The organism is Priestia sp. D3YE.R1 (assembly GCF_049199565.1).
Lineage (GTDB): Bacteria > Bacillota > Bacilli > Bacillales > Bacillaceae_H > Priestia > Priestia aryabhattai.
Genome location: NZ_JBLTHW010000003.1, coordinates 113,919 through 128,783, shown reverse-complemented (window position 1 = coordinate 128,783; position 14,865 = coordinate 113,919). Strand labels below are relative to the sequence as shown.

The 14,865-nt window shown below is 38.9% G+C and carries 14 protein-coding genes; 6 read left to right on the top strand and 8 right to left on the bottom strand.

The window, feature by feature from the left end; all coding sequences use genetic code 11:
• Positions 1 to 382 precede the first annotated feature (382 nt).
• Positions 383 to 1,438, bottom strand: coding sequence for a tartrate dehydrogenase (locus tag ACOZIR_RS18915; RefSeq protein ID WP_421535751.1), 1,056 nt, complete (start codon positions 1,436 to 1,438; stop codon positions 383 to 385).
• A 207-nt stretch (positions 1,439 to 1,645) separates the two neighbouring features.
• On the opposite strand from ACOZIR_RS18915, the gene ACOZIR_RS18910 reads away from it, so the two are divergent.
• On the top strand, positions 1,646 to 2,323 hold the full coding sequence (locus tag ACOZIR_RS18910; RefSeq protein ID WP_340141388.1) for a GntR family transcriptional regulator: 678 nt from the start codon (positions 1,646 to 1,648) through the stop codon (positions 2,321 to 2,323).
• A 12-nt stretch (positions 2,324 to 2,335) separates the two neighbouring features.
• Here the strand turns inward: ACOZIR_RS18910 and zwf are convergent, their stop codons facing one another.
• Together zwf and ACOZIR_RS18900 are read right to left on the bottom strand one after the other, a co-directional pair.
• Complete coding sequence (gene zwf / locus ACOZIR_RS18905) at positions 2,336 to 3,835, bottom strand: glucose-6-phosphate dehydrogenase (RefSeq protein WP_045289415.1); 1,500 nt, start codon at positions 3,833 to 3,835, stop codon at positions 2,336 to 2,338.
• Positions 3,836 to 3,960: 125 nt separating this feature from the next.
• Positions 3,961 to 4,872 (bottom strand): AEC family transporter, encoded by a 912-nt coding sequence (locus ACOZIR_RS18900; protein WP_045289416.1) that lies wholly within the window; start codon positions 4,870 to 4,872, stop codon positions 3,961 to 3,963.
• A 256-nt stretch (positions 4,873 to 5,128) separates the two neighbouring features.
• Here ACOZIR_RS18900 and ACOZIR_RS18895 point away from each other — a divergent pair, with 256 nt between their 5' ends.
• Both ACOZIR_RS18895 and ACOZIR_RS18890 read left to right on the top strand, forming a co-directional pair.
• Positions 5,129 to 6,646 (top strand): alpha/beta hydrolase, encoded by a 1,518-nt coding sequence (locus ACOZIR_RS18895; protein WP_328120734.1) that lies wholly within the window; start codon positions 5,129 to 5,131, stop codon positions 6,644 to 6,646.
• Between the two features lie 42 nt (positions 6,647 to 6,688).
• Entirely contained in the window at positions 6,689 to 6,823 is a 135-nt protein-coding gene (locus ACOZIR_RS18890) for a hypothetical protein (protein ID WP_421535750.1), read from the top strand.
• Between the two features lie 145 nt (positions 6,824 to 6,968).
• Here the strand turns inward: ACOZIR_RS18890 and ACOZIR_RS18885 are convergent, their stop codons facing one another.
• A complete protein-coding gene (locus tag ACOZIR_RS18885) occupies positions 6,969 to 7,658 on the bottom strand; it encodes a DUF421 domain-containing protein (RefSeq protein WP_237758366.1) in 690 nt (229 codons plus the stop codon).
• 136 nt (positions 7,659 to 7,794) lie between these two features.
• Here ACOZIR_RS18885 and ACOZIR_RS18880 point away from each other — a divergent pair, with 136 nt between their 5' ends.
• Entirely contained in the window at positions 7,795 to 8,424 is a 630-nt protein-coding gene (locus ACOZIR_RS18880; protein ID WP_052942361.1) for an NUDIX hydrolase, read from the top strand.
• 4 nt (positions 8,425 to 8,428) lie between these two features.
• Here ACOZIR_RS18880 and ACOZIR_RS18875 read toward each other — a convergent pair whose 3' ends face one another.
• The 4 genes from ACOZIR_RS18875 to ACOZIR_RS18860 all read right to left on the bottom strand — a co-directional run bounded on the left by ACOZIR_RS18875 (position 8,429) and on the right by ACOZIR_RS18860 (position 13,021).
• Positions 8,429 to 8,827: a PaaI family thioesterase gene (locus ACOZIR_RS18875; RefSeq protein ID WP_028413673.1), complete on the bottom strand. Its 399-nt coding sequence runs from the start codon at positions 8,825 to 8,827 to the stop codon at positions 8,429 to 8,431.
• A gap of 111 nt (positions 8,828 to 8,938) precedes the next feature.
• Positions 8,939 to 11,092 (bottom strand): DNA topoisomerase III, encoded by a 2,154-nt coding sequence (locus tag ACOZIR_RS18870; protein ID WP_045289425.1) that lies wholly within the window; start codon positions 11,090 to 11,092, stop codon positions 8,939 to 8,941.
• Between the two features lie 264 nt (positions 11,093 to 11,356).
• Positions 11,357 to 12,655: an arsenical efflux pump membrane protein ArsB gene (locus ACOZIR_RS18865; protein ID WP_045289427.1), complete on the bottom strand. Its 1,299-nt coding sequence runs from the start codon at positions 12,653 to 12,655 to the stop codon at positions 11,357 to 11,359.
• 15 nt (positions 12,656 to 12,670) lie between these two features.
• Entirely contained in the window at positions 12,671 to 13,021 is a 351-nt protein-coding gene (locus tag ACOZIR_RS18860; RefSeq protein WP_045289429.1) for an ArsR/SmtB family transcription factor, read from the bottom strand.
• A gap of 471 nt (positions 13,022 to 13,492) precedes the next feature.
• Here ACOZIR_RS18860 and ACOZIR_RS18855 point away from each other — a divergent pair, with 471 nt between their 5' ends.
• Together ACOZIR_RS18855 and ACOZIR_RS18850 are read left to right on the top strand one after the other, a co-directional pair.
• The gene (locus ACOZIR_RS18855) at positions 13,493 to 14,002 is read left to right on the top strand and encodes a hypothetical protein (RefSeq protein ID WP_052942366.1); all 510 of its coding nucleotides are present in this window, start codon (positions 13,493 to 13,495) and stop codon (positions 14,000 to 14,002) included.
• 72 nt (positions 14,003 to 14,074) lie between these two features.
• Positions 14,075 to 14,776: a hypothetical protein gene (locus ACOZIR_RS18850; RefSeq protein WP_328120736.1), complete on the top strand. Its 702-nt coding sequence runs from the start codon at positions 14,075 to 14,077 to the stop codon at positions 14,774 to 14,776.
• Positions 14,777 to 14,865 lie beyond the last annotated feature (89 nt).

The following is a 14,865-nucleotide window of genomic DNA, read 5'->3' as shown; positions in this document are numbered from 1 at the left end:
CTTTTCATTCGTACCTATTTATTAAAACAAACTAAAGCATAGTCCAGAAATAATATGTATACGAATTATATTAACTCAAACTATTATAGGGTTCATATATGTAAGTGTCAACATGTATTTATCGATTTTGATTTCCATGCAAAACTTCGCTTTCCGCGGGCCGGCGCTGAGCCTCCTCGTCGCATACGCTCCTGTGGGGTCTCACCTGCTCCGCTTTTGCCGTAGGAGTCTTCGCCTTATCCTCCAATCAACTGCTAGAAAGACCTACACACATGAAACCTACGTTTACCACAAAAAAACAAACCATGAATCAAACACTTTGATTCATGGTTCGTTTTTCACTTCGTCTAATATTCTTTTGTCCTAGCCTCTTTTAGAACCTTCACTTCTTTAAATGAGAAATAATTTGATCCGTTACTTCACTAGTAGTTGCGCTGCCTCCAACATCTGGTGTAACAATTCCCGATTCCGTGACTTGTTCAATAACCTCTAACAAATGACTGCCTAATTCTTGCTCACCAAAATGATCCAACATCATTTTTGCCGTCCAAATCTGTCCGATTGGGTTTGCAATTCCTTTTCCGACAATATCAGGTGCAGACCCGTGCACCGGTTCAAACATCGAAGGATATTTTCCATTTACATTAATGTTTGCAGCAGGAGCAACGCCGATACTCCCCATAATAGCAGCTCCGATATCTGTTAAAATATCTCCAAATAAATTGCTTGCCACAATGACATCAAAACGACTTGGATTTGTGACGAAAAAAGCCGCCAGCGCATCGATATGCTGTGAGTCTGTTTCAATATGCGAATAACTCTTTGCAACATCTTGAAACACTTCGTCCCAAAACGGCATGGAATGAACAATTCCATTTGACTTCGTTGCGCTTGTAACCCTTGCTTTTCTTTTAGAAGCTAATTCAAATGCATAGCGCATCGCTCGTTCTGTTCCTTTTCGAGAAAAAACCGCATTTTGAATCGAAATTTGATCTTCTCCTTGATAAATCCGGCCTCCTACTTCACTGTATTCCCCTTCACTATTTTCACGAACAACGATTAAATCAAAGTCTTTTGGGTTCGTTAGTGGAGATGCAATGCCTTTTAGCCTCTTGGCCGGACGAATGTTAATTACCTGCTGAAATTCTCGACGAATCTTAATGAGCAGACCCCATAGCGACACGTGGTCTGGCACAAGATTTAAATTTCCTACGGCTCCTAAAAAAATTCCTTCAAAGTCCTGAAGCTGTTTTAGCCCATCTTCAGGCATCATTTGTCCATACTTCAAATAATAATCACAGCTCCAAGGAAATTCTGTAAATTCAAATTTTACTCCTCCGTGAATATCTGCAATCGTATGAAGAACTCTAACCGCCGCTGGAACAACTTCTTTCCCTACTCCATCTCCTGGTATGTTAGCTATTTCTAACGTTTTCATCAAAAATCCCCCTGCGTCTTTTATGTAAAAAATTATCGGTCGACCGTCGACTGATATGATCTATTTGATTATACGTAAAAATAACGCTTTCATCAAGAAAATTCTGAATATATTCATTCTCTTCAAAAATTCAAAATTATTATGACTCTTATGAACAAGCGTATTATAATTAGGAAATAAATGATTATAAATAAACGAGGTATATCAATGAATAATTTTGATTTACATAAGCCGTTACCATACTATCTTCAATTTTATGAAAAAATTAAGCAAATGATTGTGAACGGTGAATATGAAGCGGGTCAGCGAATCAATGAAACCCAGCTAGCTAAAGCATTTGGGGTCAGCCGCTCTCCCATAAGAGAAGCAATGCGTTTATTAGAGAAAGATGGCCTTTTAGTTGCAGATCAAAAAACAGGCTTTATTGTTTATTCACTGTCTACTGAAGACGTAGAAGAAATTTACCAAATCCGTACCGCTTTAGAGTCTTTAGCCGTTGAGCTATGTATCACTCGCGCTTCCGATGAAGAGCTTCTTTTCATTGAGCAGCTGTTAGAAAGAACGGCTGAAGAAATAAAGCAAGGAGCCGAAGATTCTAGGCTTATCGAACTAAATGAACGTTTTCATCAGCTGATTCTTCAATACAGTCATAATAAACATTTAAAAAAACAGCTTGATAGCGTAAATGTATTGATTTATTTTTGCCGCGTGCTTAATTTTAAAGGCAAAGGACGAGCTGCTGAGATTTTAGATGGTCATCAACAAGTGTTCACCTTTATGAAAAAACGCAGTTTAAAAGCTGTTGAACATATGCAAAAACATTTACATCATGATCTTGTTCATTTACAAAAACGTTTAACCATCAAAAGCGCCTCTTTAAAATAAGAGGCGCTTTTTTCAAATTGGCAAAAACACTCCAGGTGCTTCCCCATGCTCATCGTCATCGAGCCACCATTTAAAGCCTTCTTGTGCAACTAATTTTTGCGCTTCTTCAGGGCCTTGTGAACCGGATGGATATTCATAAAGCGGCAGCATGTCAGCCTCAAATGCATCTAATACAGGCTGCACCCATTGCCAAGATAGCTCAACTTCTTTCCAATGCGCAAAAAATGTGGAGTCGCCGATTAATGCGTCGTAAATGATTCGTTCATATGCCTCCGGCACACTTTCTTCTTCCCTTGAAAACGTAATACGAACCGGCTCAATAACGCCATTTTTTAATGGATTTTTGCTGTTAAGCTGCAAAGCGACGTTTTCGCTTGGGCTAATTTCAATAATAAATAAGTTTGGTGCTACTTTATCATAAGGAGTTTCATACAGACCTTTTAAAGAATCTTTAAATTCTATGACGATACGAGTTGATTTTTCTTTCATTCGCTTGCCCGTTCGAATATAAAAAGGAACACCTTTCCAAAATGGATTATCAATCCATAAGCGAGCTGCTACGAACGTGTCATTTTTAGAGTCTCCTTCTACGCCGGGCTCTTCTTTGTATCCTCTAACAGATTTGTGATCAATTTCTCCGCTTCCATATTGTCCCCGCACAACATCGCGAGCTACTTCTTCCGCTTGGATTTTTCTTAGTGACTCCATGACTTTTTGCTTTTCTTCTAAAATGTTTTCTGAGCAAATTCGTTTTGGAAGATGCATAGCTGTCATCATGAGAACCTGCAGCATATGATTTTGAATCATGTCACGTATGGCCCCTGTATGATCATAATACCCTGCACGATTTTCAACACCGACTGTTTCACTTGCCGTAATTTGCACATTTGCAATGTGTTTGTTATTCCACAGCGATTGCAGGACGGGGTTCGTAAATTCAAGCGCTTCTAAATTTTGTACCATCGGTTTACCTAAATAATGATCAATTCGATAAATTTCTTCTTCTTTAAACGTACTGCTTAGCTTTTCATTAAGCTCTCTTGCTGAAGCAAGATCATGTCCAAACGGCTTCTCAATCATAAGACGCTTCCAGCCTCCAGTTTGATCCAAGCCGCTTTTTTTTATATGCAGAGCAATTACATCGAAGTATTCTGGTGCTACGGACAAATAAAACAAACGATTTCCTTTACTTCCTTGATTTGTTTCTTGCTCATTCACAACCTTTAATAGCTGTTTGTAATCTTCTGTTTTGCTTGCGTCTACTGCTTGATAATGAAAAAGGGACAAAAATTCTTCTTCGTTACTTTCCATTTTTCGTCTCGAAAAATCGTTTATAGATTGCTTTACACGCTCTTTAAAATCCTCATGAGACATCTGCTCGTACCCTGATCCAATAATAGAAATAGCATCAGGGAGCTTTTTGTCTGTAAATAAATTATAAAGAGCGGGAAAGATTTTTCTTTTTGCTAAATCACCCGTTGCGCCAAATAAAACAAAAGTTAAGGACTCCACGTTTTTTCCTCCCGTCAGGTTGTATGTATGATGGATTTTCTCTTCTCCTAGCTTACCTCTGTTTATTTGGGAATATCCTTTTTTCATCAAAAAGGACGCTCACAAGTGCGAGCGTCCTTTGTTATTCACATTAAAATATTTGTCATTCCCCACAGCAGCAAAAAGCTCAGCAGAATCGTCATATTTGAAACGGTTCCGACAAATTTTTGATCGTATTTGAATTCTACTGCGTAAGGTAAAACTGATCCCGCTACGGGTAGAATGAAGCAAACTAAGATTGTATACCGGAACATATCTTCAAATGGAAGCAAGAAAAACAGCGCAATTCCTACGCCAAGTCCGATCACATAGCGAATGCTTAAAAACATGATAATTTTTTTCAAGTAGCTTTTTTGGAACGAAAAATTTAAATATACGCCTAAAAGCAAAAGAGAAAGCGGCATATTCGCTTTAGAGATAATACCTGAGACGTCTAATACATATGCTGGTAAATGAATACCTATAATCGCAAGAAGACAAATAATTACATAGGTAAGAAGCGGCATCGATTTTAATACTTTGTATAAAATCTTTTTAAATTCAATGTCAATATCATCCCCTGAATAGTAGCTGCCAATTACATAGCATAAAACAAAAATAACAAAAGCATTTCCGACATCAAACATACCAAAGTATTTAAGCCCTTCTTTTCCCCAAATGCCTTCTACTAACGGATAAGCAAACATTCCAATATTAAACCCTGGAATCATCATCGTTAGCATACCTTTCACTTTTCGCTCATCTTTTCGAAAAACAAAAACTCCGACAGCAGCTAACAGCAAGCCATAGACAATCCCAATAACTAACAGTAAAATAAGCGATCCATCAATTTTAATACTGCTGAATGTAACGATAATCAAGCAAGGCATTGTAATATTAAAAATAATTCTTGCTAACGCTTCCCCGTCTTTTTGCTGAAGGAGGTTTGTTCGTTTTAGTATGTATCCCAATAGAATAATTGTAATGGAATACAAAAACTGACTGTTAAAGCTACTCATAGACCTACTCCCTTACCTTCTTTTATACTTATTTAATCGATTGTTTTACCCTGTCTTTTTTAATCCTTGTTTCATTATAATATAAGCAGCCTAAAAAGAAACTAGAGAATTGGATGCACTTTACCTGTTTGTTAGACAAAAACAGCTTAGTAACAAACGAAAAAACTTTCTTCTAAATTGATTTTAAAACAGGACATTTTTCTTTTTTATGGAATTTACTTAAAAGGTATGAGTATTTTTATGAGGAGGAAAAAACGTGAAACGAAAAATGATAGCGTTTACTTTTTCTGCTGCTCTTTGTTTTTCCGCTTCAGGATCTCTTGCTGAAGCTGCTAACAAAACAAATGTAATTCCAAATGCTGATCAATCAGCAGAAACCTATTTTGACGGAGCGAACGGGAACTGGCTGACGACTAAAAACCCGGCTCAATATCAGCAGGCTACGCTCTATGGAAACATCGGGCTTACTCCTTATAACTGGGGAAAAGCTGAAAATGAATCAGGCTGGTATCGAATCAATCAGCCAGCTGCGGTTAAAGGAACGCAAGTAAATGGAATTTTTGAAGACGCTCAGTTCGTCATCCGGGTTCCTGATAACTGGAATGGAAAACTTGTGGTAGCAGGCATTCCTGCTACGCGTAACGAAACGTCCACCGATTTATTATTCAGCGATTACGTTCTTAAAAAGGGCTATGCGTTTGCTGCAATTGATAAAGGAACACAAGGAGAAAGTGATCCTACCGATCCTTTTGCTAAAGTAAAAAATGCACTTGCCAATGAAGACGACAGCGTAGCAGAATGGAATATGCGCTATCGCCAAATGACAAAAGCAGCCCAGCAATATCTGACTACTCATTATTCGGACAAACTAATCGACCCGGCCAATCGAAAAAACCCTGCAAGCGATTTGATTCGAAACGATCATAAAGTACCAACATATGCAATTGGCATTTCAAACGGTGGATATGTCGTCAGATACGCACTTGAGCACGATGATCCAAAACAAACAAAAGAGCCTCGTTTATTTGATGGAGGCGTCGATTGGGAAGGCGTATTGTGGAGTGCAAAAGCGCCAAATTTAATCAGTTCACTAACACCTGTTGTCAACAACGCAGAAGAAGCGCTGTACGGAACGGGAAAAGAGCAGAAAAAAGCGATTAAACAAATGTATAAAGCCGGCCTTCCGAAAGGATCAGAAAAACTATGGAATTATCATGATCAAGTGTACTGGGCGATCACTTTAAATATTTACCGTGATCACTTTGATCCAACAGCTCCCGGAAGAACAAACTGGCACAACTACTTAAACTTTACTTCATCAGGCCTACGGGACCGCTCATGGGACTACATCTTTGAAAATTATCGCTACCAAACCCGACCAAAAAGCGTAAAAGAAAATGTAGCAAAAGTAGAAAATACAGGTGATATCGATGTACCTCTTATCAGTATGACCGGCTCTCTCGACTCACTTATCTTCCCGTCTATTCACGCGGAAGGCTATGAAAAACTCGTTAAAAAAGCTGGCAAGGCAAATCTTCATCGCCTTTATACCGTAAAAAACGGAAATCACGTTGATAGCTTAGTGTGGAATAAACAAACGGATCCAAATCAAGAGCTTCAGCCCCTACTTCCATATGCTCATCAATCTTTTGATTTGTTAGTAGACTGGGTAGAAAATAAAAAAGCAGCGCCTGCAAGTAAAGATATTAAAGCACCAAAAGACAGCCTTAAAGTCATCGACATAAAATCTGAACGAGAAGTAGATCCCCGCTGAGGCTGAGATATAACGAAATGAATCCAGCCTAAAGGCGAACAAATGAGATACATGAGCTGGACTGCTTGTGACACCGCAGTTGATTTTCGTGCAAGGCTTCGCTTTCCGCGGGCGGCCGCTGAGCCTCCTCGTCGCTTGCGCTCCTGCGGGGTCTCACCTGATCCGCTTTTCCCGTAGGAGTCTTCACCTTGCCCTCCAATCAACTGCTAGGGGGAACGAAACAGATAAAACTATACTTACCATCACAAAAAAACGAACCACTAATCAACATGTTGATTAGTGGTTCGTTTTTCACTTAGGCTAAAATACGTTTGTCCTAGCCTCAGTCTTCATAATAATCAAGATACAAATGGCCTGTTGAGTCTGCTTGCCCTAAAAATACCTTATCGACTTTGGCACCTTTCTTTTTAAGCTGCTCTTTAACCCACGCTACGCTATATCCCAGCTCATGAACCGCTTCTTTCATTATATTTCCGTCCATGATAATCGTTTGAGGTAATCGTGTCGCCTCTCCTTTTATTAATAAATCTTCTCTCGTAACGTTTTGCTTTTCTTTTTTTAACAGCACGCTTAATTCGCCGTTTGTTTCCAGCATGGCAAAAGCGACGTCTTCCACATAAAAAATGTCTTTTTTCCGAAGCTGCTCCATGAGCTCATCTACTGTATATTTTTCTTTTTTTACATTTTCCTCAAGGATTTTTCCTTCTTTAATGAGGATCGTTGTCGTGCCTTCCACCGCTTTTCGAAAGGTGATGCTTTTTAACGATATGTTTGAGACAACAATAAGAAATGATGCCCAAACTAAAATTGCTACTACGCCATGACTTGCCTGTAAATCTACATCCATTGAAATTGTTCCTGCAATATCTCCAATTGTAATGCCAACGATATATTCAAAAAAAGAAAGTTTGGATAACTGTTTTTTACCTAACAGCTTTGTAATAAAAAACAAACCAAGTAAAATCAACACTGAACGAAGTACTACTTCCATCCAATGATTCAACGCATGCACCTTCTTTACTAAAATTGATGTATCTTTTATTTTGTGCATATTTGTACGTATCAAAGCAGATTTTCATCTTCCATTATTTACATACCTTTCACGGCAGGTTAGAGTAGAAAGAAGTAGGAAACAAATTGGGGGACTTATGATGAACGATGAAGTGTTAACCATATTTAACGACCAACAGGATCGCATAGGAACAGCGTCTCGCAAAGAAGTTCACGAAAAAGGCTATTGGCACGAAGCGTTTCACTGCTGGTTTGTCAGCCGCGAAAATGATACAGACTATATTTACTTCCAAATTCGCAGCGAACAAAAACAAGATTATCCCGGCGCGCTTGATATCACAGCTGCCGGACATTTGCTTCATACAGAAACCGCTGAGGACGGTGTAAGAGAAATTCACGAAGAGCTCGGCGTCAACATTTCATTTGATGAATTGCTTCCTTTAGATGTCTTTAAATACGAAGTATCTCAGCCGCACTATATTGATAAAGAATTTGCACACATATTTTTATACCACAACTCTTATCCTCTTAGTGCTTTTACGTTGCAGCAAGAAGAAGTATCAGGACTTGTAAAAGCACCTTTTTCTAACTTTTGCGAACTATGGCTTGGAAATCAAACAGAACTTATCGTTGAAGGGATAACAAATGAAAAAGAGCCTATCCACCGTACAGCACATAAAAGTGAATTTGCTCCTCATCCCGAAGCTTATTATAAAACAATTATTGCATGTATTAGTCAGCAGCTGAATTCAGCAAAAAAAGCTTAGAATCCTAAGCTTTTTTTGCTGAAAAAATCATATATGTTGCACTGCCAAGCGCAACAAGCTTGCCGCTGCTGTCTTCAATTTTCACTTCTCCAACAGCAAGCGTTTTGCCGCGGTGAGACAGTGTAGATTTAGCAACTAAATAATCACCTATACCCGGCCTTGTGTAATTTACTTTTAACTCAACTGTACTGGCACTTTCCTCTTCAGAAAGAGAAGACCGCACAGCTGAACCAACCGCCGCGTCGATAAGCGTAGCAATAACGCCTCCATGAACCGTTCCTCTTCCCTGCAGAAGCTGCGGCTGAATCGTGATTTTTAACTCCGCATATCCTTTTTCAAGCAGCTTTTCTTCAATACCTATATAATCCCAAAACGGAATCATCCCTTTACTCGTTCGTTTCATCAATCTCATCCTTTGCATAAATAACTATGTAAGAAATTCTAGAAAGGCTGGAAAACTCCTGTTTTTTACATACAAAAAGCGCTTGCTCTTTAGCAAGCGCTTTTTATCCTTCTATTTTTCAAATAAAAACTGCACTTTATTTTCTTTCCATTCTAACTTAGCGTTAAAGGTTTTATCACCTTTTTTAAACCCTTCAATCAAATCTGTCTGTCCTTCGCTTAGCAGCTTTTTTAAATTAGCCTGCGTGACTGTTTTACCTAAAATCTTTTTTGATACGGTAAACGTGCATTTTGTTTTTGCATAGTTTGAGCATCCGTAAAAGGAGCCTTTATCGACTACTTTTCCATCGCAAAGCTTACATGAACCAAACGATTTAGAAGAAAAACCTTTACCTTTGCCCTTACCTTTTCGCTGAATGGATTCAGTATCGTATCCGCTGAAGTTCCACTTGCTTTCTGCTTCGACAGCATCTTCGATAATTTTAGCTGACAGCTTCTTTGTTTGTTCCATAAAGGCAGCGGCTGATGCTGTTCCTTCACCAATTTCAGCTAAACGCTGCTCCCACTTAGCCGTCATTTCTGGAGAAGCTAAAATTTTATCTCCAATCGCGTCAATCAATACCTTTCCTTTATCAGTCGCAAATACTTGGTTTTTTTTCACATCAATATATTTACGATCTTTAAGCATTGTAATGATTCCAGCGCGCGTAGCTTCCGTCCCTAAGCCTTCTGATTTTGCTAAAATCTTCTCAAGCTCGTCATTATCTAAATGCTTACCCGCCGTCTTCATCAGTGTAATCAATTGACCTTCCGTGTAGCGTTTTGGCGGCTGTGTTTTACCTTCTTTTACGTCTACTTTAACAACTTTACCTTCTTCACCTTCTTGGACATTCGGAAGGATAACATCATCGTCTTTCTCATTTTGAAAAATTACTTTGCGCCAGCCTTCTTGAATTTGCTGCTTTCCTTTTGAAATAAAGGCGGCTCGCTTTTCCACCAGTGTCGTAATGGTTGTATAGTCAAAAATCGCTTTTTCATAGTGTGCTGCAATTAGCCGTCTTACGACTAAGTCGTAAATTTTCTGTTCGTCTCCTGACAGTTTGCTCGGGTCCTTCACTTGTTCCGTTGGAATGATCGCATAGTGATCACTCACTTTTTTTGCATTTACATAGCGTTTATTTCCTAGAATCGAAGAGTAAGGAAGCGGAAATAAATGTTCGTATTCAGAAAAAGCGCTCAGCTTTTCTAAAATCTCAGGAAACGTTTCTGCTTCACCTTCTGTTACGTAGTTTGAGTCTGATCTCGGATAAGAAACAATTCCTTTCTGATACAGCCCTTGCAGCACATCAAGCGTCTTTTTAGGTGAAAACTTAAACGCTTTATTCGCCGTTGCTTGAAGTGATGATAGATTAAATAATAAAGGCGGCTGGAACTCTTTTCGCTCCGTTACGAGTTCATGAACTTCCGCGTCTTTTCCTTCGCAAAACTGAGCAATTTTATATGCCATCTCTTTTTCTTTGAGACGTGATTCTCCGTCTTGATGCCATTTGCCTTCATACTTCTTTCCTTCAATATCAAACTTAGCAAGCACTTCCCAAAAAGGCTCTGATTTAAAGTTATCAATTTCCTTTTCACGCTTTACAATTAAAGCAAGCGTTGGCGTCTGCACGCGTCCTGCTGAAAAAACATCTGACATGCCATGCTTTTTTAACAAAATGCTATACACCCGTGAAGCATTCATCCCAACGACCCAATCTGCACATGCTCTTGTATAGGCTTCATAATAAAGGTTGCGCGTATCGCTTTCATCTTTTAATTGTTGAAAACCATCATAAATGGCTTTTGGCGTTAAAGAAGAAATCCACAATCGTTTCATCGGCTTATGAACACCTGACAGCTGAATGATATTACGGACGATTAATTCTCCTTCGCGCCCCGCATCTCCCGCATGTATGATTTCTGTGACCGTCGGCTTTTTAAGCAATTTTTTTACCACTTGAAACTGCTTTGCTTTTGAGCGCGTCACTTCATATTGAAAACGGTCTGGAATCATTGGCAGCGTGTCAATTGACCACTTTTTCCACTCCGGCTTATAATCTTCCGGACTTACAAGCTGACATAAATGCCCCACTGCCCACGTCACATATGCTCCGTCTGTAAACACTTCATTCGGTGGAATCTCTAAATAGCCGTCGTGACGCTTCGGCTTGAACTGTGAAGCTAGCGTCGATCCTTGATCCGGCTTTTCTGCAATAATTAACTTCATGTATTTAATCACCTTACATTTCAAATTTCCATGTGAAACTTAGTCAGTTTTATTATTTTATCATAGAAAGAGCTGTTGGAGTATGAATGGGGAGAAAAGTAGTTTCAATGAGAAATACATATTCCATTTTAAAAGCGTGTCAGTGTCCGTTATAATTTTTCAATAAAAAAGCTGTAGATCATTTTCTACAGCTTCGATACACATCTGAATTTTTCTGGCACAGTCATTATCATATCGACTAAAACAAATCTCCTTTAGCACGCGTTATGAAATAATCAATAACCACATATACAAACCAACAAGCGTAATAAACAATGTCGGAATCGTTAAGATAATCCCCGTTTTAAGATACGTTCCCCAGGAAATTTTCACGCCTTTTGTTGACAGAACATGAAGCCATAAAAGCGTCGCTAAAGAGCCTATCGGGGTAATTTTTGGTCCTAAATCCGATCCAATGACATTTGCATAAACGAGCGCTTCCTTGATTGTTCCAGCTGCGTGTGTGGCATCGATTGCTAGTGCATCAATCATAACGGTTGGCATATTGTTCATAATCGATGAAAGAATAGCCGCAGTGAATCCCATACCGATCGTTGCTGCAAACAGTCCATGACTGGCCGTTGCTTGTATCACGTCAGCCAGAATTTCTGTTAAACCAGCATTACGCAAGCCGTATACAACAACATACATGCCGATAGAGAAAAAGACAATCGCCCACGGAGCTCCCTGTAACACTTTTTTTGTATGAACCGCTCGGCTTTTTTTGGCCATCATCAAAAATAGGATAGCGATAATACCTGCGATGATCGAAACAGGGACGCTAAAGAATTCTCCAATTAAATAGCCTAGTACTAACAAAACTAAGACAATTCCAGATAGCCGGAACATCTTTTCATCTTTGATGGCATCCACTGGCTTCTGCAAATCTGCTACATTGTATTTCTTAGGGATTCTTTTGCGAAAATACACATACAAGACCATAATACTTGCAAACAGAGAAACTAAATCTGGAACAATCATGCGTGATGCAAATTCAGAAAAGCTAATACCAAAGAAGTCGGCCGATACGATATTCACTAAGTTACTAACAACAAGCGGCAGCGAAGTTGTATCCGCAATAAATCCACTTGCGATAATAAACGGAAAAACCATTTTATCGTCGAACTTTAATGCCCGAACCATAGCTAAAACAATGGGTGTTAAAATCAAAGCTGCTCCGTCATTAGCAAATAGCGCTGCTACAACGGCTCCAAGAAGAGACACGTAAACAAACATACGCCCACCGTTCCCTCCTGCAGCTCTAGCCATATGAAGCGCTGCCCATTCAAAGAAACCAATTTCATCTAAAATTAAAGAAATAATAATAATAGCAATAAACGTAAGAGTCGCATTCCACACAATGCTGGTTACCTCAAGCACGTCTTGAAAATCAACAACGCCTGCCAGTAAAGCAAGAATAGCTCCCCCGCAAGCCGACCAGCCGATTGATAAATTCTTCGGCTGCCAAATGACAAAAATTAATGTTACTAAAAAAATCAATGATGCTAGTACAACTGATGCCACTTTTTAAACCTCCAATTATTCACAACAACTAATACGCAGTCCTTGTTTTTCTAGCTCTTTTAAACGTTTGTCCTGACTTGGTACAGATTCAAGTATGCCCAGAACAAATTCATAGTGCTGGCTTTCTTTATTAAGAGAATAAAAAACCCATTGCCCTTTTCTTCTTTCCTTCACAAGCTCAGCATCTCTTAATTTTCGTAAATGTTGACTAATTGAAGGTTGGCTAGCTTGATAGATACCTACGAACTCACACACACAGCATTCATTGTTCTCTATTAATTTCACCATCGAAAGCCTTGTTTTATCCCCCAATAATTTTAGGATGTGGGCTGCCTTTTCAATACTATCTATAGATTTTGTACTCATTAATGAACACCTCCTACTCCCTTTCAGCTGATGTATAATAATGGGCTTATGTATTAATGCTTCATTACTATAATTGATTTCTAACTGATTTACAATTTTTTAGTGAACAAAAAGTGATTTAGTAGTTGTTTAAGGATTTGATTTAAAGAAATTATTTTTTCCTACTAATTTAAGTCAAATCTAGCATACGATAATATAGGTATGTTTTCTCGTAAAAATGCTACTAATGTCCTTGGACAAACATACATACTTATTTTGTCTATTTGAATAAAATATAGAGAAAAATAAGAAAGGATGATTACGATTAAAAAACATTATTCCTATTATAATCCGCAAGATGGTAAATATTATGTAGACAAGCCTTACTCTCTTAGAGACAATAAAGTATCCCCCTCTGCTTCCCCTAAAATCCCTTTAAAAAATACAGCCGACAGAGCTTATAAAATCCCTGTATTCCTCAGCCACCCGTCTATGCTTAATACTACTCAAACAAGATTTCTTAATCGCTTAATCGATGAAATTGAACGTGCTCTTCTTTTCCCTCGCACACTTCCTGATACAGAGCAATATCCTAATAAAACGATAACAAGCGTTCGCCGAATGATACTCTCTAGCTATGGGTTGATCGCGGTGAATATGCAGCAAGTCTTCGCCAATTATACCATGACGAATATTCCCGGCGGTACACCTCCGCCACCATCATGGGAAGGCGCTCCATTTTTACAAATAGAGCCAAGCATGGGTTACCAACGAGGCCTGCCTTTACTTCTTATCAAAGAATCAGGTGTCAATAGTATAGGCGTATGGAATCCATCAGTAGTTCCGTTCTTTATCATTGAATGGGATTCTTCAAAGCCGCTTGATGAGTTTTTTAACCGTGTTGAATGGAGAGAAATATTTCAAAACTGGGTAGCTCAAGTACGAAATGGCTATTTTATTCAAACACAGCCTTCCTATCGATATGGCCCGGATGATCTATAGAAATTACTTCACGCGAAAAGTACTTTCGAAAGCTATTCTTATAAACAACGTTGAAATGTGAGGTGAATATAATTGACTCTAATTACTAGTGGGACATGCGTAGGAGTTCTATATCGAGCTAATGCCGGTTCATCATGCAGAAACGGGTACTGTGTTCATAATGGAAGATTAGTAGGCGGCGTCATAAGCTCAAATGGCGGTACCTTAACGGTTACAAGAAGCATCGATAACACAAAGTTACAGACCTATAATGGTATTCTTCTAAGTCACCGAGCCGTAAATCGAACGACAGGGCAAGTCACGCAGCAATATTTGTATTTTAGAAAAAATCAGTTAGAAAAAGTAGAAGTCACACCTTATACACAATATAGTGACCCTAGCTGTCAAAGAGAAAGTCATTACAACATCCCCGATGTTATCTACCCGGGTGAATGTGTAGGAATCAGATATCGGTCAGGAGATGAATGGCATATAGGAAACGGGCGATATCTATATTGGACAGGCCAAGTGAATCACTGTATATTTGATGAACGTCCGCAAAGTACAAATAGACAATTTTTACGGCAGATTTGGTACGTACACTGGATACTTGATCCAAACAATGAACGAAATATTATAACTCAAAAGATCTCTCGAGGACGTGGATCTCCAAGAGGTGAACGCAGAATTTATGCTTTTAAGAATCTGCTTCCAGCTAATGGTGAGACGGTCCTTGTAAAAGCTGCTTCTCCTGTAAATTCTGCTTCTTGGCCTTTTCGCATTATCTATCAGTAAGAAAAACAGATTGTAATCCTTAATGCTATTACAACTCCCATCCTCCGCCTAGTTTCCTCTCAAAATCCCACAAATAGGTCAAGGTCAAT

Bases quoted from the DNA above. Each gene is read 5' to 3' on its own strand.
- ACOZIR_RS18855 (WP_052942366.1), top strand. From the start codon at position 13,493: ATGCTTAATACTACTCAAACAAGATTTCTTAATCGCTTAATCGATGAA.
- ACOZIR_RS18915 (WP_421535751.1), bottom strand. From the start codon at position 1,438: ATGAAAACGTTAGAAATAGCTAACATACCAGGAGATGGAGTAGGGAAA.
- ACOZIR_RS18860 (WP_045289429.1), bottom strand. From the start codon at position 13,021: ATGAGTACAAAATCTATAGATAGTATTGAAAAGGCAGCCCACATCCTA.
- ACOZIR_RS18900 (WP_045289416.1), bottom strand. From the start codon at position 4,872: ATGAGTAGCTTTAACAGTCAGTTTTTGTATTCCATTACAATTATTCTA.
- ACOZIR_RS18870 (WP_045289425.1), bottom strand. From the start codon at position 11,092: ATGAAGTTAATTATTGCAGAAAAGCCGGATCAAGGATCGACGCTAGCT.
- ACOZIR_RS18910 (WP_340141388.1), top strand. From the start codon at position 1,646: ATGAATAATTTTGATTTACATAAGCCGTTACCATACTATCTTCAATTT.
- ACOZIR_RS18880 (WP_052942361.1), top strand. From the start codon at position 7,795: ATGATGAACGATGAAGTGTTAACCATATTTAACGACCAACAGGATCGC.
- ACOZIR_RS18890 (WP_421535750.1), top strand. From the start codon at position 6,689: ATGAGATACATGAGCTGGACTGCTTGTGACACCGCAGTTGATTTTCGT.
- ACOZIR_RS18875 (WP_028413673.1), bottom strand. From the start codon at position 8,827: ATGAAACGAACGAGTAAAGGGATGATTCCGTTTTGGGATTATATAGGT.